This is a genomic window from Klebsiella sp. 4_1_44FAA (genome assembly GCF_000238715.1).
In the GTDB taxonomy this organism is placed as follows: domain Bacteria; phylum Pseudomonadota; class Gammaproteobacteria; order Enterobacterales; family Enterobacteriaceae; genus Klebsiella; species Klebsiella pneumoniae.
Window position 1 is genome coordinate 32,409 of sequence record NZ_JH414807.1, and the last position, 20,395, is coordinate 52,803.

At 59.2% G+C, this 20,395-nt stretch carries 21 protein-coding genes; 10 read left to right on the plus strand and 11 right to left on the minus strand.

Features of this window, described 5'->3' with window-relative positions; translation table 11 throughout:
• Positions 1–3 precede the first annotated feature (3 nt).
• The 6 genes from HMPREF1024_RS02930 to HMPREF1024_RS02905 are packed head-to-tail and all read left to right on the plus strand — an operon-like array spanning position 4 to position 3,872.
• A complete protein-coding gene (locus tag HMPREF1024_RS02930; RefSeq protein ID WP_004151864.1) occupies positions 4–318 on the plus strand; it encodes a PTS sugar transporter subunit IIB in 315 nt (104 codons plus the stop codon).
• Positions 311–1,678, plus strand: coding sequence for a PTS sugar transporter subunit IIC (locus HMPREF1024_RS02925; RefSeq protein WP_009309727.1), 1,368 nt, complete (start codon positions 311–313; stop codon positions 1,676–1,678). The genes HMPREF1024_RS02930 and HMPREF1024_RS02925 overlap by 8 nt, the downstream gene beginning before the upstream one ends.
• Positions 1,665–2,507 carry a class II fructose-bisphosphate aldolase gene (locus HMPREF1024_RS02920; protein ID WP_002882856.1) on the plus strand — a complete coding sequence of 281 codons (843 nt, stop codon included), beginning with the start codon at positions 1,665–1,667 and terminating at the stop codon, positions 2,505–2,507. The genes HMPREF1024_RS02925 and HMPREF1024_RS02920 overlap by 14 nt, the downstream gene beginning before the upstream one ends.
• Before the next feature lie 58 nt (positions 2,508–2,565).
• Positions 2,566–2,835, plus strand: a complete 270-nt coding sequence (locus HMPREF1024_RS02915; protein ID WP_002882858.1) for a hypothetical protein — start codon at positions 2,566–2,568, stop codon at positions 2,833–2,835.
• Between the two features lie 9 nt (positions 2,836–2,844).
• Complete coding sequence (locus tag HMPREF1024_RS02910; protein ID WP_002882861.1) at positions 2,845–3,282, plus strand: PTS sugar transporter subunit IIA; 438 nt, start codon at positions 2,845–2,847, stop codon at positions 3,280–3,282.
• Complete coding sequence (locus tag HMPREF1024_RS02905) at positions 3,279–3,872, plus strand: ATPase AAA (protein ID WP_002882862.1); 594 nt, start codon at positions 3,279–3,281, stop codon at positions 3,870–3,872. The genes HMPREF1024_RS02910 and HMPREF1024_RS02905 overlap by 4 nt, the downstream gene beginning before the upstream one ends.
• On the opposite strand, the gene HMPREF1024_RS02900 is transcribed toward HMPREF1024_RS02905, so the two are convergent.
• Both HMPREF1024_RS02900 and HMPREF1024_RS02895 read right to left on the minus strand, forming a co-directional pair.
• The gene (locus tag HMPREF1024_RS02900) at positions 3,869–4,192 is read right to left on the minus strand and encodes an AzlD domain-containing protein (RefSeq protein ID WP_004187918.1); all 324 of its coding nucleotides are present in this window, start codon (positions 4,190–4,192) and stop codon (positions 3,869–3,871) included. The genes HMPREF1024_RS02905 and HMPREF1024_RS02900 overlap by 4 nt on opposite strands.
• Entirely contained in the window at positions 4,192–4,851 is a 660-nt protein-coding gene (locus HMPREF1024_RS02895; RefSeq protein WP_004195589.1) for an AzlC family ABC transporter permease, read from the minus strand. The genes HMPREF1024_RS02900 and HMPREF1024_RS02895 overlap by 1 nt, the downstream gene beginning before the upstream one ends.
• Positions 4,852–4,950: 99 nt before the next feature.
• Here HMPREF1024_RS02895 and HMPREF1024_RS02890 point away from each other — a divergent pair, with 99 nt between their 5' ends.
• The 4 genes from HMPREF1024_RS02890 to HMPREF1024_RS02875 all read left to right on the plus strand — a co-directional run bounded on the left by HMPREF1024_RS02890 (position 4,951) and on the right by HMPREF1024_RS02875 (position 10,128).
• Entirely contained in the window at positions 4,951–5,499 is a 549-nt protein-coding gene (locus HMPREF1024_RS02890; protein ID WP_002882865.1) for a helix-turn-helix domain-containing protein, read from the plus strand.
• An 87-nt stretch (positions 5,500–5,586) separates the two neighbouring features.
• Positions 5,587–6,582: a substrate-binding domain-containing protein gene (locus HMPREF1024_RS02885; RefSeq protein WP_004146243.1), complete on the plus strand. Its 996-nt coding sequence runs from the start codon at positions 5,587–5,589 to the stop codon at positions 6,580–6,582.
• 115 nt (positions 6,583–6,697) lie between these two features.
• Positions 6,698–8,821 (plus strand): alpha-galactosidase, encoded by a 2,124-nt coding sequence (locus tag HMPREF1024_RS02880; protein ID WP_004151861.1) that lies wholly within the window; start codon positions 6,698–6,700, stop codon positions 8,819–8,821.
• A gap of 41 nt (positions 8,822–8,862) precedes the next feature.
• Positions 8,863–10,128 (plus strand): MFS transporter, encoded by a 1,266-nt coding sequence (locus HMPREF1024_RS02875; RefSeq protein WP_004210464.1) that lies wholly within the window; start codon positions 8,863–8,865, stop codon positions 10,126–10,128.
• A 37-nt stretch (positions 10,129–10,165) separates the two neighbouring features.
• On the opposite strand, the gene rhaM is transcribed toward HMPREF1024_RS02875, so the two are convergent.
• The 9 genes from rhaM to rhaB all read right to left on the minus strand — a co-directional run bounded on the left by rhaM (position 10,166) and on the right by rhaB (position 20,147).
• Positions 10,166–10,480, minus strand: a complete 315-nt coding sequence (rhaM, locus tag HMPREF1024_RS02870; protein WP_002882870.1) for an L-rhamnose mutarotase — start codon at positions 10,478–10,480, stop codon at positions 10,166–10,168.
• Positions 10,477–11,625: a lactaldehyde reductase gene (fucO, locus tag HMPREF1024_RS02865; protein WP_009309728.1), complete on the minus strand. Its 1,149-nt coding sequence runs from the start codon at positions 11,623–11,625 to the stop codon at positions 10,477–10,479. Before fucO ends, rhaM begins: the two co-directional genes overlap by 4 nt.
• Positions 11,626–11,714: 89 nt before the next feature.
• Complete coding sequence (locus HMPREF1024_RS02860; RefSeq protein ID WP_002882873.1) at positions 11,715–12,719, minus strand: ABC transporter permease; 1,005 nt, start codon at positions 12,717–12,719, stop codon at positions 11,715–11,717.
• On the minus strand, positions 12,716–13,723 hold the full coding sequence (locus HMPREF1024_RS02855) for an ABC transporter permease (RefSeq protein WP_004178013.1): 1,008 nt from the start codon (positions 13,721–13,723) through the stop codon (positions 12,716–12,718). Before HMPREF1024_RS02855 ends, HMPREF1024_RS02860 begins: the two co-directional genes overlap by 4 nt.
• Positions 13,720–15,231 carry a sugar ABC transporter ATP-binding protein gene (locus HMPREF1024_RS02850; protein WP_004150373.1) on the minus strand — a complete coding sequence of 504 codons (1,512 nt, stop codon included), beginning with the start codon at positions 15,229–15,231 and terminating at the stop codon, positions 13,720–13,722. The genes HMPREF1024_RS02855 and HMPREF1024_RS02850 overlap by 4 nt, the downstream gene beginning before the upstream one ends.
• A gap of 145 nt (positions 15,232–15,376) precedes the next feature.
• Positions 15,377–16,363 carry a rhamnose ABC transporter substrate-binding protein gene (rhaS, locus tag HMPREF1024_RS02845; RefSeq protein WP_004187886.1) on the minus strand — a complete coding sequence of 329 codons (987 nt, stop codon included), beginning with the start codon at positions 16,361–16,363 and terminating at the stop codon, positions 15,377–15,379.
• Between the two features lie 81 nt (positions 16,364–16,444).
• Entirely contained in the window at positions 16,445–17,275 is an 831-nt protein-coding gene (rhaD, locus tag HMPREF1024_RS02840) for a rhamnulose-1-phosphate aldolase (RefSeq protein WP_004187188.1), read from the minus strand.
• Positions 17,276–17,424: 149 nt separating this feature from the next.
• On the minus strand, positions 17,425–18,684 hold the full coding sequence (rhaA, locus tag HMPREF1024_RS02835) for an L-rhamnose isomerase (RefSeq protein ID WP_004150375.1): 1,260 nt from the start codon (positions 18,682–18,684) through the stop codon (positions 17,425–17,427).
• Complete coding sequence (gene rhaB, locus HMPREF1024_RS02830; RefSeq protein ID WP_002882885.1) at positions 18,681–20,147, minus strand: rhamnulokinase; 1,467 nt, start codon at positions 20,145–20,147, stop codon at positions 18,681–18,683. Before rhaB ends, rhaA begins: the two co-directional genes overlap by 4 nt.
• Between the last annotated feature and the right edge of the window lie 248 nt (positions 20,148–20,395).

The window sequence follows — 20,395 nt, forward strand, 5'->3', positions numbered from 1 at the left end:
TCCATGCTGAAAATTTTATGCGTATGTGGCTGCGGCCTCGGTTCAAGCTTTGCCATTGAAATGACGGCGAAGGCAGTTTTAAAGAAGCTGGAAATTCCCGCTCATATTGAACACACCACCGTTTCCGAAGCTGGGGCTTTTAAATCGGATATGATTCTGACGCAAAAAACCTTTGCCGACATCTTAACCGCCGATGCCAGTGAAGAAGAAATTAAACGTGTCGTGGTATTGAATAAACTTACTGATAAAGAGGAGATTGAAACTAAGATCGTCGCATTCTTAAAAGAACGTCATCTGAAGGTGGCTGATTATGAATAGCTTCGTTGCGTTTATCGTTAAGGATTTACTCGGCCAGGCATCCATTCTTATTGCTTTTATTGCCATGCTTGGCCTGATCCTGCAAAAGAAATCGCCAGGCAAAACCGCGGAAGGGACATTTAAAACGCTGCTCGGTTTCTTAATTATGATGGCCGGGATAAACATCATTGTCGCCACGCTGACCTTCCTGAATGATATCTTCACCCAGGGATTTGGCATGAAAGGCTATATTACCGATGTGGCCGCCATCGCCGGGTTAGCGAATCGGGAATTAGGTTCGGAGGTGGCGCTGACGCTGCTGGTGATCTTTGCCGTCAATATTATTATCGCCCGGCTGACGCCGCTGAAATATATTTTTCTGACCGGCCAGGCGCTGCTGTGGATGGCGACGATCGGCGCCGTGATTGGCTATAAGTCCGGGCTCACCGGCGTACCGCTGATTTTAACCGGGGGCATCTTCGGCGGCGTGATGGCGGTGTTAATGCCGGCCCTGGCGCAGCCGGTGGTCAGGCGCATTACCGGGTCTGATGATGTGGCCCTGGGGCACTTCTGTACTATCGGCTATCTGGTGCAGGCTGCGGTCGCTAAAGTTGTCGGCAAAGGCTCTCGCTCCACGGAAGATCTCGAACTGCCTGATAAATTTAAGTTTCTGCAGGATACCTATCTGGCCATGGCGGTGGTGATGGTGCCGATGTATCTCATCCCGGCTATCGCGGCGGGGCCGCAGTACATCGCGCAGTTCTCCGGCGGCATTAATTACCTGATGTATGCCTTCATGCAGTCCATTCAGTTTGTCGCCGGGGTCTTTGTCCTCTATAGCGGCGTGCGTTTATTACTCAATGAGCTGGTGCCGGCTTTTCGCGGTATCGCGATGCGTATTGTCCCGGATGCAAAGCCCGCTCTCGATTGCCCGGTGCTATTTCCCTATGCGCCGAATGCGGTGATTGTTGGATTTCTGGCAACGACTGTCGGCTCGATTATCGGCATGCTGGTTTTCCCGATGTTCGGCCTGGCGATGATTCTCCCCGGGCTGTTAACCAACTTTTTCGCCGGCGGTACGGCAGGGGTATTTGGCAATGCGCTGGGCGGACGTCGCGGGGCGATGATCGGCGGGGTGATTCACGGCCTGTTTATCACATTTCTGCCGGCCATTCTGGTACCCATGCTGGAGAGCTACGGCTTTACGGGCGTCACCTTCAGCGATTCAGACGTCATCAGCTCCGGTCTGGTATTAGGCCACGCCTTCCAGAATAACTGGCTCTTTGTCGCCTTGTTTATTGTGTTTGTCGCCGCACTGGCATGGTTTGTAAACGGTAAATCCGCTAAGCCGAAAGGGGAAAGTGTTCATGAGTCTGTATAATTTTAATGAGATTTTAAAAATCGCTCAGGAAAGAGATTTTAAAGCGATTGGCTCGTTTAACTTGCACTGTATTGAGATGTTACCGGCTTTTTTCAAAGCCGCGCAAAACAGCCGCAGCCCATTAATGATTCAAATATCAACCGGTACCGCAGAGTATCTGGGGTATCGGTTACTGGTCGATGCCGTGCGTTCATTAGCAGACAGTGAAAATATCCCGACCTGCCTGCATCTCGATCACTGCTCCGATATTAAAGCCATCGAGACGGCAATGAATGCGGGCTTTTCTTCGGTGATGTACGACGGGTCTCACTTAAGCCTCGAGGAAAATATCGGTAACACGCGGATTGTGGTGGAAATGGCCCGGCCGCGGAATATTACGGTAGAAGGTGAGCTGGGGGCGATCGGCGGGTCAGAGGATGGAAAAGCGGTGGCTGCCGAAGATATCTGTTTTACTACCGTCGAAGACGCGACGCGTTTTGTGAAGGAGACACAGGTCGATATGCTGGCCGTCTCCGTGGGCACTGTGCATGGCCTGTACACCGGTAAAGCGCAGATACAGCATGCGCGGCTGAAGGCGATAAGCGAAGCGACGGGCGTGCCGCTGGTGCTGCATGGCGGCACAGGTGTCAGCGATGAGGATATGCGGCTGGCCGTCACCGAAGGGATTAATAAAGTGAACGTCGGAACGGAAATGAACGTGCAGTGGGTCGATCGCTGTAAATCAACGTTTGAGAAAGGAAAAGTAAATGACAGCGTACGGAAATTTTTAATTCCCGCCAACCAGGCAGTGACTGCCGTATTAATGGAAAAAATGGCGCTATTTAAATAGCGTTTTTACCGACACATATCTTTTGTTGCCCTGTCTTCCGCCAGGGAGGGAGCTTGCTATGTTTGAATCATTGAAAACGCTGTGGAAAAAAGAGCAAAACCCGCTGCAGGATTATGATCAACAGTCCCGTCAGCTGGCGGAAGAGATCGCCAGACTGGAAGGCGAATTACAGCGCCAGCCCGATAATAGCGACGTGCAAAAAACATTGATGTTGACTTACAACCGGGCATTATCGGTATATGCCAAAAGTAAGAGCCACCGGCAGGATATCGATGCGCTGTTTCTGCAGATTGATAATTTACGCAATATTATTCGCCGCAATATCTAGGAACAGAGAATGACCATAAAAGAACTGCTTATTGAGGCCGATGCCATTCAGGTTGGCGTTGTGGAGTCCGACTGGCAGCGGGTAATAAAGCTGGCTGCCCGCCCGCTGGAGGCAAAAGGCTTTATTTCGACGGAATATAGCCAGGCGGTGATCGACAATACTTTAAATCATGGCGCTTATTACGTTTTTGATGAAGGGATTGCCATCCCCCATGCCCGCCCCGAATGCGGCGTCAGACGCAACTGCTTTAGCCTGGTGGTGCTGGAAAAGCCTATTCCCTTTGCGGACAGTGAAAAAGCGGACATTGTTATTATGTTTGGCGCCCGGGACAGCAATGCGCATATCGAGGAGGGCATCCGTTCCATCGTCGCGCTGCTGGATAATAATGACACCATGGCCAAACTGCGGACGGCCCGCAGCCGGGAGGAGGTTGTCGCATTACTATGAACAGACATCTGACCCCAGGCTGCAAAACGGCCATTTTAATCAACGGCATTCCGGCGTCGGGGAAGAGCACCATTACCCGTTTGCTGGCGGAGACCTTTAGCCTGCCGGTATTGACGATCGACGGCATCAAAGAGCCGTTTATGGCGCGCCTGGCCCCTGTCGACCGGCCGATGAATCGCCAGCTGGGCTGCGCGGCGTATGAGGTGATCTGGTCGATTGTCGGCGCATCGCCTGCCAGCATGGTCTGGTTGATCGACGCCTGGTTCGGCTTTCAGCCGCGGGAGACCTTGCAGAGACTGCTACAGCAGGCGGGCGTGGAGCAGGTGATTGAGGTCTGGAACCATATCTCTCCGGAGCTGGCCGTCGCGCGCTATGCCTCGCGGCTGGCGACGCGGCCGCCGGGCCACCCCGGAGAAGAGTATTTGCCGGAGCTGGCCCAGCTGGCCGGGCGGGCGCAGCCCATGTCGTTAGGACCTGTACTGACGATAGACCAGCGGCACCCGCTGCAAATCGAACCGGTTATTCAGTGGCTTGAAGGCACGATCGCCGGACAGCACAGCGGTTTTACAGATTACGCTTACTCGTCCTAGGGCATACCCGTCAGGCGCAGCAGCGCGGTCACCACGGCGGCGGCGATAATCACGCCGATCAGCGGGACCTTGCGCCAGGCGAGGAACACAGCGAAAGCAACGCCCAGAACGCGCGCCATACCGGCGAAATGTGCGCCCTCATAGAAAGTGGTGGCCAGGGCGACGGAAAAAAGCAGCACCGTCGCCGCATCGGAAAGCAGCGCCTGCGAGCGCTCGGAAAATGCCAGCCGATTGCCGAGCTTCGCGCCGCCGAGGCGCATCAGATAGGTTCCCAGCGACAGGATGGCGATACCGGCGATAAACAGCGTCATATTGCCCATTATTTTTTCCTCGACAGTAAACCGAACAGCGAAAGCAGCACTGGCAGCCCGGTGGGCACAAACGGTACGGCGGCAAGCGCCAGCGCGGCGCCGCTGGCGGCGCGGATCAGCGTAGTGCGGTTTTTAAAGGCCGGGATCACCAGCGCCAGCAGGATCGCCGGGAAGACCGCATCAAGCCCGATGGTTTCCGGCGCTGGCAGCAGTTTGCCGACGGCCGCGCCGGTTAGCGTACCGAGGGGCCAGATCAGCGCGACGCCAGCGCCGCACAGCCAGTAGGCCGCTTTGCGCTGCGCGGGGGTGGGCTGCGACAAGCCAAAGACCACGCTCTCGTCGTTCATAATGTGGCATCCGATAAAGCTTAAGGCGCGCCGACCAACCAGTTCGCGTACGGTCACCCCGAACGGGATATGGCGCGCATTGACTAACAGGCCGGCGGCGGCGGCGGCCAGCGGACTACCGCCGCTGGCGACAATGCCGATAAACATGAATTCAGAAGCGCCTGCCAGCACGGACACCGAAAGCAAGAGCGGCACCCATAAAGGGAAGCCGTAAGCCACCGCCAGCGACCCATAGGACATGCCCACCACCCCGACGGCAAGGCAGACCAAAACAATCGCTTTTATCGTGTCTCCGCTGAGACTGGAGAGAGTTTGTTTCATATCACTTAGCCATATCGAACGAATTTCCATTATAATGAACACATAATGATCGTTTTTCAAGGCGAACGAATTGTTCGATATAAAAAACAAGGGGCGGGTATGACACAGCCAATCAGCGTTATCGCCAAAAGTCTGGTGCGGGAGCGGGCGCGGACCGGGCTTTCGCTGGCGGAAGTCGCGCGTCGGGCGGGTATCGCAAAATCCACGCTATCGCAACTGGAGTCCGGCAACGGCAACCCGAGTCTGGAAACGCTGTGGTCGCTCTGCGTAGCGCTGGATATTCCATTTGCCAGGCTGCTTGAGCCGCAGGTGAACAAAACGCAGGTGATCCGCCGCGGCGAGGGGACCAAAGTGGTGGCAGAGCAGGCGAACTATCAGGCCATTTTGCTGGCCGCCTGTCCGCCCGGCGCGCGTCGGGACATCTATTTGCTGCTCACCCAGCCCGGCGCCGACCGCATTTCGCATCCGCATCCGCCAGGCTCGGTGGAACATATTATCGTCACCCAGGGGCGGGCGCGGGTAGGGCTGACGTCGGCGCCGGAAGAGCTCGGCGAGGGCGACTATATCTGCTACCCGGCGGATCAGGAGCATGTTTTTCAGGCGCTGGAGCCGGATACGCAGGCCCTGCTGATCGCTGAGCAAAACTGACATCGCGTCGGCGGGGGACGCGCGCTCGCTGGACGTCATAGCCATATTGCGGGAAACTAGCTTTCCTATGCGAAAACAGGGATTTTTATGTCGCTGAAAGCCATTGCCAAACAACTTGGGATCTCCGTCACGACCGTCAGCCGGGCGTTGAACGGCTACGACGATGTGTCGCAGGAGACCCGCGCCCGGGTTGAGGCTGAAGCGCAGCGCCGGGGCTATCGCCCCAACACTTTCGCCCGCCGCCTGAAAATGGGCACCATCGATGCCGTTGGTCTCGTCTTTCCTGTCCGCCCCGCGCCGCTCAACAATAACGTTTTTCTCGAGATGGTCGGGGAGATCAGCCATGAGCTGGCGCGCCATGACATTGATTTGTTGCTGATCGCCGATGATGAGCAGGCGGATAAACATGGCTATATGCGCATGGTGCAGGGCCGTCGCGTCGATGCATTAATCGTGGCCCATACTCTGGATGACGATCCGCGGCTGGCGCAGCTGCAGGCCTCCGGCTTTCCGTTTCTGGCGCTCGGCCGTAGCCGCCTGGCGCAGCCCTACGCCTGGTTTGATTTCGATAACTATGCCGGCACCTGCCGCGCCACCCGCCATCTGATTCAACAGGGCCACCAGCGTATCGCTCTGCTGGGCGAGAACAACAATCAGGCGTTTATTTTGCAACGGCGTAACGGCTACCTCGATGCCCTGCGCGAGGCGGGGTTATCCGATGCATGGCTGCGTAGCGTGCCGGCGACGCGCCGCGGCGGCTATCAGGCCACGCTGGAGCTGCTGCGTCTGCCTGAGCCGCCTACCGCGATTATCACCGACTGCAACACCCATGGCGATGGCGCCGCGATGGCGCTCGCCCACCTGGGGCGTTTAACCGGCGACAACCGCGTCGCCCTGGTGGTGTACGACGGGCTGCCGCAGGACAGCATCATTGAGACCGATGTCGCCGCGGTGATCCAGTCCACGCGCCAGGGCGTGGGAAGGCAGATTGCTGATATGGTGCGTCGCTTAATCGCCGGGGAGGATCTCGCCACGCTGCAGGTGCTATGGCAGCCGGAATTTTTCCCGGGTGAAACCGCCTGATCTTACCCCTTTTTAACCCGTAATTCTGAAGCCGATCACGGATCCGAAACGTTTTGGTTGGCATCCGAAACGTTTCGGATCAACAGTAAGACATTCCTTGTAATGGAGATGTCTGATGTCTGATTCGCTGATTCACCTGCAAAGCGCCGGTGCCGATGTTGTGATTAAAACCCGCCCTTTCGCCGAAATTGTCTACTGGGGACCGCATTTAAGCCACTTTTCGCCGCAGGATGCCGACAGCCTGACGCGCCCGGTCGCCAACGGTAGACTGGATGTCGATTCGCCAGTGACCTTAATGGCGGAGCTGGGCCATGGTCTGTTTGGCGCGCCGGGCATTGAAGGCCATCGTCAGGGGCTGGATGCCTCTCCGCTGTTCACCACCAGCGAAGTGCGGCACGAGGGCCAGACGCTGACCCTGGTCAGCGAAGATCCGCAGGCCGGCCTGCGCCTGCAGAGCGAGATCGCGTTGGATGCCAGCGGCGTGCTGAGCGTGCGCCATGGCGTGACCAATCTGCGCGCCAGCCCATGGCAGGTGGATCGCCTGGCGGTCACGCTGCCGGTCGCCGAACGCGCTCGCGAGGTGATGGCTTTCCATGGCCGCTGGATCCGCGAGTTTCAGCCTCATCGCCTGACGCTGGAGCACGACAGCTTTGTGCTGGAGAACCGCCGCGGGCGCACCTCTCACGAACATTTCCCGGCTCTGATCACCGGCAGCCGCGCCTTTAGCGAGATGCAGGGTGAAGTCTGGGGCGTGCATCTGGCCTGGAGCGGTAACCATCGCCTGCGGGCGGAGGTGAAAACTGATGGCCGTCGCTATCTGCAGGCCGAGGCGCTCTATCTGCCGGGCGAAATGGCGCTGGCGGAAGGGGAAACCTTGTGGACGCCGTACCTGTATGCCAGCTACTCGGCGAATGGGCTGAACGGCATGAGCCAGCAGTTCCATCGTTATCTGCGCGAACGGATTATTCGTTTCCCGGGCAACAAACCGCGCCCGGTGCATCTCAACACCTGGGAGGGGATCTATTTCGACCACGACCCGGACTACATCATGCGTATGGCCGACGAAGCGGCGGCCCTGGGCGTCGAGCGCTTTATTATCGATGACGGCTGGTTTAAAGGGCGCAACGACGACTGGGCGGCGCTTGGCGACTGGTATCTCGATGAGAAAAAATACCCCTACGGCCTGACGCCGGTTATCGATCACGTGAAGTCTCTGGGTATGGAATTCGGTATCTGGGTGGAGCCGGAAATGATTAACCCGGATTCCGATCTGTACCGGGCGCACCCGGACTGGGTGCTGGCGCTGCCGGGCTATACCCCGCTGACCGGCCGCCATCAGTTTGTCCTGAACCTCAACATTCCCGAAGCGTTTGATTATCTGCTGGAGCGGATGAGCTGGCTGCTGGGCGAGCATGCGGTGGACTACGTGAAGTGGGATATGAACCGCGAGCTGGTGCAGCCTGGGCATCAGGGACGCGCCGCTGCGGACGCGCAAACGCGCCAGTTTTACCGCCTGCTGGATACGCTGGTGGCCCGTTTCCCGCACATTGAATTTGAATCCTGCTCCTCCGGCGGCGGACGGATCGATTATGAAGTCCTCAAACGCAGCCATCGCTTCTGGGCTTCTGACAACAATGACGCCCTTGAGCGCAACACCATCCAGCGCGGCATGAGCTACTTCTTTCCACCCGAGGTAATGGGCGCGCATATTGGCAATCGCCACTGTCATGCCACCTTCCGCCAGCATAGTATCGCCTTTCGCGGCCTGACGGCGCTGTTCGGTCATATGGGCCTTGAGCTGGATCCGGTGAGCGCCGATGAAGAAGAGCGCGCCGGATACCGAAAATATGCAGCCCTGCATAAACAGTGGCGCGACGTGATCCATCACGGCGTGCAGTGGCGAATAGATATGCCGGACGCCACCACCCTTGCCCATGGCGTCGTCAGCCCGGATAAAGCGCAGGCGATCTTCCTCGTTAGCCAGCTGGCGATGCCGGACTACACCCTGATGGCGCCCCTGCGCCTGGCGGGCCTGGAGGCGAGCGCCCGCTATCAGGTGACGCTCCTTGATCATCCGAACATTCAGATCACCGGTGAGGGCGGCCACACCATGCGGAAGCTGCCGGCATGGATGACGACGCCGCAGACGGTGAGCGGTGAGTGGCTGCAGCAGGCGGGGCTGGCGCTACCCATCCTCGACCCGGAAAGCGCCATTCTGATTGGTCTGCAACGCGTGTGATGGTATCGGGCCGCGCTGCGGCCCTTCTTGAGGAAAATATAATGAACCCGACCGTCTGTACCCACAAAAACAACCCCAACTTCTGGATTTTCGGGCTGTTCTTCTTTCTCTACTTCTTCATCATGGCCACCTGCTTTCCGTTTCTGCCGATCTGGCTGTCGGACGTCATCGGCCTGAATAAAACCGAAACCGGCCTCGTTTTCTCCAGCCTGTCGCTGTTCGCCATCTGTTTCCAGCCGATCCTCGGAGTGATCTCTGACAAGCTGGGGCTGAAAAAACACCTGATGTGGATCGTGACCGTTCTGCTGGTGCTGATTGCTCCCTTCTTCCTTTATGTTTTCGCTCCGCTGCTGAAAACCAATATCTGGCTCGGGGCGCTGAGCGGCGGCGCCTATATCGGCTTTGCATTCTCCGCAGGCGCCGGCGCGATGGAGGCCTATATCGAACGGGTAAGCCGCAACAGCGGGTTTGAATACGGCAAGGCGCGCACCTTTGGCTGCCTGGGATGGGCGCTGTGCGCGACTACCGCCGGAATGCTGTTCAGCATTAATCCCGAATGGGTGTTCTGGATGGGGTCGGCCGCCGCGCTGCTGCTGGTGGTGCTGGTGGCCATCGCCAAACCGCAGGCCAGTCAGTCCGCGCAGGTAATGGACTCGCTCGGCGCCAATCGCCCGGCGATCGATTTAAAAACGGCGGTGCGCATGTTCCGCCAGCGTAAGATGTGGATGTTTATTCTGTATGTTATCGGCGTGGCCTGCGTGTATGACGTTTTCGATCAGCAGTTCGCCACTTTCTTCAAATCGTTCTTCGCGACCCCGGAAGCGGGCACCCGCGCCTTTGGTTTCGCCACCACCGCGGGAGAAATATGTAACGCCATCATTATGTTCAGCTCGCCGTGGATTATTAACCGTATCGGAGCGAAGAATACCCTGCTGATCGCCGGGATGGTGATGGCGGCAAGAATGATTGGCTCTTCCTTCGCCACCACCGCCGCGGAAGTCGTAGCGTTGAAAATGCTCCATGCGCTGGAGGTGCCGTTCCTGCTGGTGGGCGCCTTTAAATACATCACCGGCGTGTTTGACGTCCGGCTGTCGGCGACGATTTATCTGGTGGGCTTCCAGTTCGCCAAGCAGGTGGCGGCGATCTTTCTCTCCGCCTTCGCCGGCAATATGTATGATCGGATCGGTTTCCAGGAGACCTATATGATCCTCGGCGGTATTGCTCTGACCGTCACCTTAATCTCCGCGTTTACGTTAGCGGGTAAGGCGAAAACCGAGCCGCTGCGCGATAATGCAATGACCGTTTAATCGACCGGCCTCCCGTCTGGAGGGAGGCCAGTTATTTTTACGCCAGATAAAACACTTCTTTGAGCTCCGCGCTCAGCGGGCTGTTGTCCGGGTTGCTGGGCATCACCTCGCGCATGTATTTCCACCAACGCTGGCATACTTCCGTACTGGCGACCGCTTCCCAGCGGGCTTCCGATTCAATCTCCACCGTCGCGAACAGGAGATGGCGTTCTTTATCGAGATAGATGGCGTAGTGGTGCGCGCCGTGATCCTTCAACACTGCCTCCAGCTCCGGCCAGATGGGGTTATGGCGGCGCTGGTACTCCTCGTGCGCGTCGGGGTTCACCTGCATGACGAAGGCTTTACGGATCATAAGGCCTCCAGATAGAGCTCGCGAACCTCATCGCGGCTGGCGGGGCGCGGGTTACACGGCGCGCATGGGTCGGCCAGCGCTTTATCCAGCCAGCCTTCGATATCGGCTTTGCTGACGCCAAGCTGGCTAAAACCCTCTGGGATCCCTACGCGTTTGCTCAGCGTGCGGATGGCATTGATGGCCTCCATGCTGGCAGCTTCATCGCTCATGCCGCGAGTATCGACGCCCATCGCCTGCGCCACGCGGGCAAAGCGCGCCACCGCGTTCGGGCGGTTAAAGTTTTCGATGATCGGCAGCAGGATGGCGTTGCATACCCCGTGCGGCAGGTTGTGGGTGGCGCCAGGCTGATGGGCCAGGGCATGTACCAGCCCGAGGCCGGCGCTGTTGAACGCCATGCCCGCCAGATACTGGCCAAAGGCCATCTGCTCGCGGGCCTGCAGATCGTGTCCATCGTCTACCGCTTTCGGCAGCCACAGGTTGATCAGGCGGATGGCTTCGAGGGCGTTGGCGTCGGTCAGGGGATGGGCGCCAACGGAGACAAAGGCCTCGATGGCGTGGGTCAGGGCATCCATGCCGGTGGCGGCGGTAACGGCTGGCGGAATGTCGAGCATCACGCTGGCGTCGTCGACGGCGATATCCGGGATCAGGTTCGGGTCGATAATCACCTCTTTCACCTGCCGCTCGCTATCGATAATTACCGCGTTGCTGGTCATCTCCGCCGCCGTGCCGGCGGTGGTGTTGATGGCCACCAGCGGCACGCCAGCGTTTTTCACTTTGCCGACGCCGGAGTAGGCGGTGGAGGGGCCTGGGTTGGCGGTGAGGATTTTTATCGCTTTGGCGGTATCAATCGGGCTACCGCCGCCGAAGGCGATCAGGTAATCGCAGCGGGCCGCCTGGTAAGCCGCATAGCCTTGCTGCACCAGCGCTTCGGTGGGGTTGGGGAATACCTCGTCAAATAGCTGATAAGCCATCTGCTGTTCATCCAGCGCGGCGAACAGGCTGTCCAGCAGGCCCAGCTTCACCAGCTGACCGTCGGTGACGATCAGCGCCTTGCCCCACTGTTTGCCCGCTACCAGCTTGACCATATCACCGATCGCGCCTGCGCCGTGGAGGCTGATTTTAGGTAGTGCCAACATAAAACTCATGATAATTCTCCTTAATGTTGATTTTGGGAAATCCGTTTCCCCTCACCCCGACCTTCTCCCGCAGGGAGGGGGCCAGGGTGAGGGGGAAATTAACATCGTCTTCGCTGCATCATCCGCCGGGTAATAATCGGCAGGGAGATCACCACGATCAGCATGGCGCCGATAATCACCGACATCACGATGCCGGGGACGTTCAGCAGGCTAAGGCCGAAGGTCACCAGCCCCATCAGAAAGGCGGCGATGATCACCCCGGGCATGCTGCCGGAGCCGCCGAGAATATTGACGCCGCCGAGCACCGCCATGGTGACAACCGCCAGCTCCCAGCCCATCGCCAGGGTGGGGCGGGTACTGCCGAGCCGTGAGGTCAGCAGGACCGCCGCCAGCCCGGCCATCAGCCCAACCAGCGCGAACAGCACCAGGTTATGACGCTTAACGTTGATCCCGGAGAACCAGGCGCCGGTCGGGTTATTGCCGATGGCGTAGGTCCGGCGACCAAAGTTGGTTTTATGCAGCAGGAAGGTGAAGGCGGCCGCGAGGAGGATAAACAGCGCAAACTCAAAAGAGAGCGCCCCCCACACGTACCCCTGGCCGAACCAGGCAAAGCTCTCCGGATAGTGATTGAGTGCCTGATCGCCCAGCAGGATATAGGTGATGCCGCGATACAGGCTCATGGTGCCGATGGTGATCACAATGGACGACAGGTTAAAGCGGGTCACCAGCAAGCCGTTGAACAGGCCGCACAGCAGACCTACGCCCAGGCCGATGACCACCAGCAGCGGAGTGTCCATCCCCGCTGCCGCGCAGAAGCCCATCACCGTTGAGCTGAGCGCCATCGTCGAGGCTACCGACAGATCGATTTCCCGGGCGATAATCAGCATCGCCATCGGCAGGACGACGATCGCCTTCTCGGTAAAGGTAAAGGTGGCGTCCGACAGGTTCCAGATATTGAGGAAGTACGGGGAAGCCACGGCGTTGCCGATAAATACCGCCAGGGTGACCGCCAGTAAAAACCCTTCCCAGCACAGCAGGCGGCGCAGTGGCGACGGCGCGGCCGGGGCGTTTTTCATCTCTTCAGATACCATCATTTTGCTCATGATTTCACCGCCTGTTTCTGTCGGGCTAACGCCGCGTTGCGCAGGATTAACCGCCCGTGACCGCGATTGCCGCGCTCGTTGAGCAGCACCGCCATGACGATCACCGCCCCGGAAATCGCCATTTGCCAGAAGGGCGAGATGCCGATCACCGGCAAGGCGTTATTGATGACCCCGAGGAACAGCGCGCCGCACAGGCAGCCCAGCACCCGTCCGCTTCCGCCCATGGTGCTGATACCGCCGATCACGCAGGCGGCGACCACCTGGAGTTCAAAACCGTTGGCGACGTCGACATAGGCGACGGCGAAGCGCGAGATCCACAGATAGCCGCAGAAGCCGGCCAGCGCGCCGGAGAGACAGAAGCTGACGAACTGCATTTTTCCGGCGTTAATGCCGGTGTAGTATGCCGCCGTCGCGTTGCCGCCCGCGGTGTATAAGGCCCGGCCGGTGCGGCTGTAGCGCAGGAAATAACCCACCAGCAGCAGCGCGGCGATGGCGCACCAGCTCAGTAGTGGCAGCCCAAGGAGGGGGCTGCGCGGCAGACTGAGAAAATCAGCACTCATCTGATGTGAGTTAACCCAGCCGCCGTCAGTCAGCAGGAAGATAATGCCGCGATAAATGCTCATGGTGCCCAGGGTCACCACAATGGCGGGAATGCCGAGGCGCCAGACCAGCAGGCCGTTAATTACTCCCATCAGCAGGCCCAGCAGAGTCGCCAGCGCCAGCAGCGCCACCACCGGAATACCCGGATAGTGGGCGTTAAGCAGGGCGACGATCATCCCGGTCAGCGCCAGGTTGGCGGCCATCGACAGATCAATGCCTTTGGTGAGCAACACCATCATCTGGCCGAGGGCGAGGATGATAAGGATGGCGGTATCGTTAAACATCTCCACCAGATTGCCCGGTGAAACGAACGACGGCACCCGGCTGCCGATGGCGCCGATCATCAAAATGATGACCACCGCCAGCAGCGCTTCGCGATGTTTCAGCCATGCGTGTCCCATCATGCCGCCTCCTGGCCGATGCCGCTGGCGGCGCTAACGATGGTTTCCGCCGTCGCTTCCCCGGCCCGGTACTCGGCGACCATCAGCCCTTCGTGCATTACGATAATCCGGTCAGCCATGCCCATCACTTCCGGCAGCTCTGACGACACCATAATCACCGCCAGCCCCTGGCTGACCAGCTCGGACATAAACTGATGCACGGCGGCCTTTGAGCCGATATCGATGCCTTTGGTCGGCTCATCGAGAATGATCACCTCGGGCTGGGTCGCCAGCCATTTGCCAATCACCACTTTCTGCTGGTTGCCGCCGGAGAGGGTCTCCACCGGCTGCCGCCAGCTGAAGGCTTTTACCTGCAGGCGCGAGGCGTACTCGTCGGCCAGCCGCCATTCCCGGGCGTCGTTCAGGACGCCGTTAGGGTTGAGCTTGCTGAGCTGCGGTAAACTGATGTTCTGGGCGATAGGCAGGGCGATGATCGCTCCCTGTTTCTGCCGCTCTTCCGGCACGCAGACGATGCCCGCGCGGATGGCGTCGGCGGGCTGGTGAAAGCGCATGGTTCTGCCGTTCAGGCGGATCTCGCCGGAGGAGGGGCGCGAGACACCGGAGAGCGCCTGCATCAGCTCGGTGCGTCCGGCGCCCACCAGGCCGTAAAAGCCGAGAATTTCTCCCTTGCGCAGGCGGAAGCTGATATGGGCAAACTCGGTAGGATGACAGAGATCGGTCACCTCCAGCACCGTTTCTCCGGGGGTGCAGTCGACTTTCGGGTAGGTTTGGCTGATCGCCCGGCCCACCATCATCGACACCATCCGCTCTTCGGTGATGTCGCTTATCGCCCCGGAGCTGACGTACACCCCATCGCGCAGGATGGTGTAATAATCGGCCAGCTCGAAGATTTCATCGAACTTATGCGAGATAAACAGGATCGCTTTGCCGTCCTGCTTCAGACGCTCAACGATATGATAAAACTCGAGGATTTCATGCTGGGAAAGCGCGGCGGTCGGCTCATCGAGGATCACCACCTGGGCGTCGAAAGCCAGCGCCCGGGCAATCGCCACCATGTGACGCTGGGCGATGCTGAGGGTTTTCAGCGTGGCTCGCGGGTCGATCTGGACTTCCAGCCGGGTGAGGATCTCGTTGGCTCTGCGGTGCATCGCCGGCCAGTCGAGCGTTTTCAGCAGTCCCTTATACAGATACTGGCCGACGAAAATGTTTTCGCTGACCGAGAGTTCGTCAAACAGCACGGTTTCCTGGTGAATGGCGGTGATCCCTACCTTATGCGCCGACTCCGGCGTTGGCAGATGAATGGGGATCGCTTTATAGAGGATCTCGCCCTCTTCGGGCTGATAAATACCGGTCATCACTTTGACCAGCGTGGATTTCCCCGCGCCGTTTTCGCCGATTAAGGCGGTCACTTTGCCGGGCCAGAGATCAAGCTGCACGTTCTCAAGGGCGCGCACACCGGGAAAAATCTTGGTGATCCCCTTCAGCGACAGCAGTGGCGTTGATGCTGACATGATAGTTCTCCACAAAAATCACCCCTCACCCTAACCCTCCTCCACAGGGGCGAGGGAACGGTCCGGCGTCCGCTGGCCGCATCGCGCAGAGGGCCAGCCGTTCCCCCTCTCCCTCCGGGAGAGGGCCGGGGTGAGGGAACAAGGATTAGAAAATTTTCGAGAACTTATCGATGTTGCTCGCATCGTAGACAAACGGCTTGGCCATCGCGCCATTCCCCTCGGCGTCCAGCTTCACTTTGCCCAGCTTGCCCATACTGGCTTCGGTTTTGGTCGCCGTGCCTTTGACTAAATCGTCGGCCAGATAGGTGGCGGCGTAGCCCAGGTCAATCGGGTTCCAGATGGCGAAGCTTTTGCTGGCGCCGGACTTGATCGCGCCGGCCATTTCCGACGGCAGCCCCAGCCCGGTGACATACACTTTGCCGATTTTGCCCTGGTCCTTCACCGCCTGCGCGGCGGCAACAATCCCCACCGACGACGGCGAGACAATGACTTTCAGGTCCGGATATGATTTCAGCAGACCCACCGCTTCGCGGTAGCTTTTATCCGACAGATCGTCACCGTAGGCGACGGTGACCAGCTGCACCGACGGATACTGCGGTAGCACCTTTTTCATCTCCTCAATCCAGATGTTCTGGTTCGTGGAGGTTGGGGTGGCGCTTAACACGGCCACCTCGCCTTTCTCAACGTTCAGCGCCTGCAGCGCATCGGCGGCAAGCTTGACGTTGGTTTCGCCAATTAAGGCGTTATTTGAGGGGTTAAGATGGATCTGACGGCCTGCCGGCGCCACGCCGGAGTCCCATGAGACCACCTTGATGCCGCGCTGCATCGCTTTTTTCAGCACCGGCACCACCGCGTCCGGATCGTTGGCGGAAATGGCGATCGCATCCACCCCCTGGGCGATCAACCCGTTCAGCACGTCGATCTGCGCCTCGGCGGTGGTAGTGGTCGGGCCGGTGTAGATCACTTTGACATCACCTAACTCCTTGGCTGCCTGTTGGGCGCCAACGTTGGCGGCTTCGAAGAAGCCATTTCCCAGCGATTTCGCCACAAGGGCGATTTTAACTTCGGCTATGGCGGAACCGGACAACGCCAGGGCGGCAACGGTGAGGATCAAGCTTGTCTTTGTTTTCATTGCTTTTACTCCACATGAGTTAGTTTTGTAGGGTTTGCAGGTGATATTTCGCCCCGTCTCGGTGAGCGGGGCGCGATGTTGTTATGGATAAAGATCTAAAGCGGACTGCAGCGGCTGCACGTTGAAGCGTTTGCCAAGGGCGATAAGCTCGTCGCGGGTGATGGTCTGCTTCATCCCGCCCATCGACAAGACTTTCACCAGCACCTCGGCGGACTTCTCGGCGGTATCGATCAGGCCGAAGGTCTCATCCAGCGTGGGGCCGCTGCCGAAGACGCCGTGGAACGGCCACAGCACCAGCGAGTGTTTTTGCATGGTTTCGGCGGTCGCCTGGCCGATTTCATCGGTGCCCGGCACCATCCACGGCAGAATGCCGACGCCATCCGGGAAGACCACCAGACATTCGGTGCTACCTTCCCACAGCTTACGGGTGAAAAGATCGCTGTGGTTCTCCAGAACATAGGTCAGGGCGATCAGGTTGGTGGCATGGCAGTGCATGATCACCCGGTCTTTGCCGCCGGTCAGTTTGATGCGCTCGCTGTGCGACAGGAAGTGTGCCGGCAGCTCGGAGGTCGGGACGGCATCCTCCGTCAGGCCCCACAGGATATGGTATCCCGCGCCGTCGCTGTCGACCTTCACCACGCCGAGGTTAGCGGCCGGGTCGAGCTGGACGTTACGGAAGAATTTGCCGGAGCCGGTGACGATAAACGGCTGGTTGGCCAGGGTTGGCATCGGCTGGCTGAGGGCGATATAGCGCGGTTGGGCGTGGAAATCCGCCGCGTAAGGTTCGATATCCGCTTCATCCAGACGCAGCGTCAGGTTGCCGCCGTTGCGTTCGTCCCAGCCTTTCAGCCAGGCGTCGGAGGTGGCTTTGATCATGCCCTGGACGAACCAGGCGTCGATAATGGTCTGCATAGTCTTGTCTTTCCTGTTGATTCGGTGCGGGGTTGACCCCCTCACCCTAAATATGTGCGTGCCCCCGGATTGCGCCGTAAACGGCTTATCCGGGCTACCGGTTCGTAGCCCGGGTAAGGCGTCAGCCGCGACCCGGGGAAGCTCGTGCATTACCCGCGCTGGCTCAGAACCGCATTCTCATAAGCCCGTACGCTGTCCAGCCACTGGCTGCCCGCCGGCGTGTCGTGACGCTGACAGTACATCTCCCAGATGGCCTGCCACGGCAGCGATTTTTGCTCTTCGAGCAGCGCCAGGCGGGCGGTGTAATCGCCGTCGTTCTCCAGCTGGCGCAGCTGGGCGGTCGGTTCCAGCAGGGCGCGCAGCAGCGCTTTTTTCATATTGCGGGTGCCAATCACCCAGGCCGCGATGCGGTTGATGGAGGCATCGAAGAAGTCGAGGCCGATGTGCACGCGGTCAAACAGGTTATGGCGAATGATTTCGCTGGCGATGGCCTGGGTTTCATCATCCAGCAGCACCACGTGGTCGCTGTCCCAGCGCACCGGGCGGCTGACGTGCAGCAGCAGGCGCGGGATGTAGAGCATGGCGGCGGAGATCTTGTCGGAGATCACTTCCGTCGGATGGAAGTGGCCGGCATCGAGGCACAGCGCCGTCTGACGGCTGGTGGCGTAACCCATATAGAACTCGTTGGAGCCGACGGTGTAGCTTTCGGCGCCGATGCCGAACAGCTTGCTCTCCACGGCGTCGATATGGTGCGCCGGGTCGAGCTTCTCGCTGATCACCTCATCAAGGGCGTTCAGCAGCCGCTGGCGCGGGGCGAAGCGGTCAACGGTTATATCCTTCATGCCGTCCGGCACCCAGATATTCATCACCGACGGCGTGCCCAGCTGTTCGCCAAAATAAGCGGATACGCGGCGGCTGGCTTTGCAGTGGTCGATCCAGAACTGGCGGATCTCATCGTTGGCGTGCGACAGGGTAAAGCCGTCGGCGCTCAGCGGATGCGAGAAGCAGGAGGGGTTGAAATCCAGCCCCAGTTTGTTGGCTTTCGCCCACGTAACCCAGTTTTTAAAGTGCTCCGGCTTAATCTCATTGCGGGCTACCGGCGCGTCGGATTCCAGGTAAATAGCGTGCAGATTGAGACGCTTTGGCCCCGGGATCAGGCTCAGCGCCTGCTCAAGGTCGGCGCGGAGTTCTTCTGCATTGCGCGCTTTGCCCGGGTAGTTGCCGGTCGCCTGGATACCGCCGGTCAGGCTTCCCGCCGGGTTTTCGAAACCGGCGACGTCGTCACCCTGCCAGCAGTGCATGGAGACGGGCAGACGGTCCAGCTGGCGCAGGGCCTCCTCGACATCCACGCCGACGGCGGCGTAGCGCTGCTTAGCAATTTCCCAGGCTTGTTCAAGTTGAGTGGTCATGCGCAAAGCTCCTTGGTCTGTTGTGGCTGAAACTGCGCCACGAAACGGGCAATTTCACTATCAGGATTGGGGGTAAAAGTGGTGAGCGCCGCGTTGCCGCGCACTACCTGACGAAACTCATCGACATTGGCCAGCTCGTCGAGGGTCATTAACTGGATGCCGATATTGCCGAGGGTGGAGGCCTCTATCGGGCCGGCCACGACGGCGATCCCGCAGGCGTCAGCGCACAGCTGGTTGAGCAGCGTGTTCTGACAGCCGCCGCCGACGATATGCAGCTGGCTGAAGGGGTGGCCGCGCAGCGCCGCCAGCTCGTTAAGCACCCGGGCGTAGAGCAGCGCCAGGCTGTCGAAAATGCAGCGCGCCAGTTCGGCATCGCTTTCAGGAACTGGCTGCCCGGCGTCGCGACAGGCGGCCTGGATCTCGGCGCTCATACTGGCCGGGTTGATAAAGCGGTCATCGTTGCAGTCAATTATGAAGCGGCACGCCGGTAGCGCGGCGGTGCGGGCGATCAGCCCCTGCAGGTCGCTGACGTTTTGCTCTTTTAGCACCCGCTGCAGCAGCCACAGGCCCATGATATTTTTCAGCACCCGATAGCGGCCTTCGGCTCCGCCTTCGTTGGTGATATTGGCCTGCAGCGCCGCGTCGCAGGTGTACGGCGTCAGGCTTTCAAACCCCATCAGCGACCAGGTGCCGGAGGAGAGATAGGCGGCATGGCGGTCGGCCAGCGGGGAGGCGATCACCGCGCTGGCGGTGTCGTGGCTGGCGACAGCGACTACCGGAATTCGGTTACCCTGCGGGCAGATCCAGTGGCCTATCACATTGCCGGGGTGGGTCGGCTTTCCGAACCACGCCAACGGCGCGCCGGTCCAGTTCAGCAGCGTCTCATCCCAGCTATCGCTGTTAATATTGACCAGCTGGGTGGTGGTGGCGTTGGTATATTCCCAGTTCAGATTGCCGGTCAGGCGGAAGCTGAAATAGTCGGGGATCAGCAGGGCATGGGCAGCCTGACTGACCAGCTCCGGCTGCTGCTCCACCAGCGCGCGCAGCTGATAAAGCGTGTTAAACGGCAAAAACTGAATGCCGCTGCGGCGATAGATTTCCGCCCTGCCCAGCTGCGCTTCAGCGTGACGCAGCAGGCCCTGGGTGCGGTCGTCACGATAGGAAATCGGCAGCCCGACGCGCTGGCCCTGCTTATCCAGCAGGACATAATCTACCCCCCAGGTATCGATGCCGATACTGTCTATCAGAATGCCCTGCTCACACACTTTCTCCAGCCCGCGGCGGATCTCGCCTTCCAGGCTATCTACATCCCAGCAGTCGAAGCCGTCTACTTTCTGCAGACTATTGGTGAAGCGATGAATTTCGCGCAGCGTCAGGGCGCGCGGCCCGGGCTGATAGCTGGCGAGCATCACCCGCCCGCTGGAGGCGCCTAAATCGACAGCGACACAATGACGAATACTCATGAAACGATCCTTCTTAAAATCATTGTCCGCAGTCTAAAAAAGGCCGTTTACTGACACCTTCTCGCTACGGACAGCCAAAACTGGCCGCTGGCAAGAAAGCAAAGGTGACCGTGAGGGACATCACAGTTTGCGGTTTTAGGGGATGGCGAGGGGGATGTGATGGCCTCCGCAGTTCCGCATCTTTCCGGCTGATTCTTGAAAAAGCGGCAGGATTTACGAATTTCGCGGTCAAAAATTGAAGGCCGGAT

Excerpts from the sequence above, each read along its gene's own strand:
- HMPREF1024_RS02930 (WP_004151864.1), top strand. The coding sequence starts at position 4 with ATGCTGAAAATTTTATGCGTATGTGGCTGCGGCCTCGGTTCAAGCTTT.
- HMPREF1024_RS02925 (WP_009309727.1), top strand. The coding sequence starts at position 311 with ATGAATAGCTTCGTTGCGTTTATCGTTAAGGATTTACTCGGCCAGGCA.
- HMPREF1024_RS02920 (WP_002882856.1), top strand. The coding sequence starts at position 1,665 with ATGAGTCTGTATAATTTTAATGAGATTTTAAAAATCGCTCAGGAAAGA.
- HMPREF1024_RS02915 (WP_002882858.1), top strand. The coding sequence starts at position 2,566 with ATGTTTGAATCATTGAAAACGCTGTGGAAAAAAGAGCAAAACCCGCTG.
- HMPREF1024_RS02910 (WP_002882861.1), top strand. The coding sequence starts at position 2,845 with ATGACCATAAAAGAACTGCTTATTGAGGCCGATGCCATTCAGGTTGGC.
- HMPREF1024_RS02905 (WP_002882862.1), top strand. The coding sequence starts at position 3,279 with ATGAACAGACATCTGACCCCAGGCTGCAAAACGGCCATTTTAATCAAC.
- HMPREF1024_RS02900 (WP_004187918.1), bottom strand. The coding sequence starts at position 4,192 with ATGGGCAATATGACGCTGTTTATCGCCGGTATCGCCATCCTGTCGCTG.
- HMPREF1024_RS02895 (WP_004195589.1), bottom strand. The coding sequence starts at position 4,851 with ATGAAACAAACTCTCTCCAGTCTCAGCGGAGACACGATAAAAGCGATT.
- HMPREF1024_RS02890 (WP_002882865.1), top strand. The coding sequence starts at position 4,951 with ATGACACAGCCAATCAGCGTTATCGCCAAAAGTCTGGTGCGGGAGCGG.
- HMPREF1024_RS02885 (WP_004146243.1), top strand. The coding sequence starts at position 5,587 with ATGTCGCTGAAAGCCATTGCCAAACAACTTGGGATCTCCGTCACGACC.
- HMPREF1024_RS02880 (WP_004151861.1), top strand. The coding sequence starts at position 6,698 with ATGTCTGATTCGCTGATTCACCTGCAAAGCGCCGGTGCCGATGTTGTG.
- HMPREF1024_RS02875 (WP_004210464.1), top strand. The coding sequence starts at position 8,863 with ATGAACCCGACCGTCTGTACCCACAAAAACAACCCCAACTTCTGGATT.
- rhaM (WP_002882870.1), bottom strand. The coding sequence starts at position 10,480 with ATGATCCGTAAAGCCTTCGTCATGCAGGTGAACCCCGACGCGCACGAG.
- fucO (WP_009309728.1), bottom strand. The coding sequence starts at position 11,625 with ATGAGTTTTATGTTGGCACTACCTAAAATCAGCCTCCACGGCGCAGGC.
- HMPREF1024_RS02860 (WP_002882873.1), bottom strand. The coding sequence starts at position 12,719 with ATGAGCAAAATGATGGTATCTGAAGAGATGAAAAACGCCCCGGCCGCG.
- HMPREF1024_RS02855 (WP_004178013.1), bottom strand. The coding sequence starts at position 13,723 with ATGATGGGACACGCATGGCTGAAACATCGCGAAGCGCTGCTGGCGGTG.
- HMPREF1024_RS02850 (WP_004150373.1), bottom strand. The coding sequence starts at position 15,231 with ATGTCAGCATCAACGCCACTGCTGTCGCTGAAGGGGATCACCAAGATT.
- rhaS (WP_004187886.1), bottom strand. The coding sequence starts at position 16,363 with ATGAAAACAAAGACAAGCTTGATCCTCACCGTTGCCGCCCTGGCGTTG.
- rhaD (WP_004187188.1), bottom strand. The coding sequence starts at position 17,275 with ATGCAGACCATTATCGACGCCTGGTTCGTCCAGGGCATGATCAAAGCC.
- rhaA (WP_004150375.1), bottom strand. The coding sequence starts at position 18,684 with ATGACCACTCAACTTGAACAAGCCTGGGAAATTGCTAAGCAGCGCTAC.
- rhaB (WP_002882885.1), bottom strand. The coding sequence starts at position 20,147 with ATGAGTATTCGTCATTGTGTCGCTGTCGATTTAGGCGCCTCCAGCGGG.